Below are 1,177 nucleotides of genomic sequence, written 5' to 3'. Positions count from 1 at the left end.
ACTCACGAGAATGAACTAACACGAGACACCAATACTGGAAAGCTACTGCAACAGTCACTCAAGCAGTGTCAGTCTTTTATTTGGCAGCGCAAGACGCCTCCAGCCGAACTACTGGCTTTGCTTGAAGGTGAAACTCATCAGCCTTTGCTGTTGTTTCCAAGTAATGAAAGTATTGAGTGTTTGCAAGCCGTTTCTGGAACAGGGAGTGAACGAACGCCATTATTCATTATCTTGGATGGTACGTGGCAAGAAGCGAAAAAGATGCTCAACAAAAGCCCTTGGCTACAGACGATCCCTCAAGTGCACCTCGATGTAACCAGTGAATCTTCATATACGTTGCGCCGCAATCAAGACAGTGGACACTTATGCACCTGTGAGGTTGGTATCGAGCTACTCAAGACATTGGATGAGACTCAATCGGCTGAGCAGATAGAGAATTACTATCAACACTATCTAAAAGTATTCCAAGCAGACAAAAGTGGACACGCTCTCAAGTAGATTAATGCGGAGTGCTTAAGCACAAAAATAAAAAGGGCGAGCCACTAGCTCACCCTTTCACATCTCGCTTTAATGCATTGGAAAAAATAGTGTTTCACGTGAAACATCAGACATTTGCCACTCATCAGAACAGCCGCTTAGGCTCGCCGAAGTAATAACCTTGCAGATAATCGACGCCCATCTGTTCGGCTATCTCGCAAACCTGTTGATTATGAACAAACTCAGCGACCGTTTTGGCATTAAACACTTGGCACAAGCGCACCAGCTGAGAAGCAATATTTCTCTGCTTCTGGTCTTTGTCGATATTACGAATTAAGCTGCCATCGAGCTTAATTATCTGCGGCTCCAGCTTAATGATCTCATCGATGTTGGAGTAACCAGAACCAAAGTCGTCGACGATGATTCTTGCACCTAACGAACGGAAGTGGTCACACACCTCAATCATACGGCCATAATCTCTAATCTGCTCAGACTCGAGTACCTCAAGTCCCAATCGAGTAGGATCGTTCATACCACTAATAGCGGTCTCAAGCACCTCAAGAGTCTTATCACTTAAAAGGTCTTGCGGAGAAAGGTTAATAGAAAACGGGCTCTGTTTATCGGCCATATAGCCGATAGTGTTCTTAATCATATGGCGACTAAGACGTGTATAAAGGTGTGTATCGGCAATCATAGGCAA

2 protein-coding genes are annotated in these 1,177 nt (G+C 44.6%); one reads left to right on the top strand and one right to left on the bottom strand.

The genetic code is table 11. The features are described 5' to 3' along the window. The coding region (locus A3712_RS14405; RefSeq protein WP_231891814.1) for a tRNA-uridine aminocarboxypropyltransferase at nucleotides 1-498 on the top strand (498 nt) is incomplete at its 5' end. Nucleotides 499-622: 124 nt separating this feature from the next. Here A3712_RS14405 and A3712_RS14400 read toward each other — a convergent pair. After that, nucleotides 623-1,177: EAL domain-containing protein (locus tag A3712_RS14400; protein ID WP_157618765.1), on the bottom strand; the 555-nt coding region annotated here is incomplete at its 5' end.

The organism is Vibrio sp. HI00D65 (genome assembly GCF_001635455.1).
Classification (GTDB): Bacteria; Pseudomonadota; Gammaproteobacteria; order Enterobacterales; family Vibrionaceae; genus Vibrio.
The sequence above is the reverse complement of the archived record's forward strand: the minus strand, read 5'-3'. Positions and strand labels throughout refer to the sequence as shown.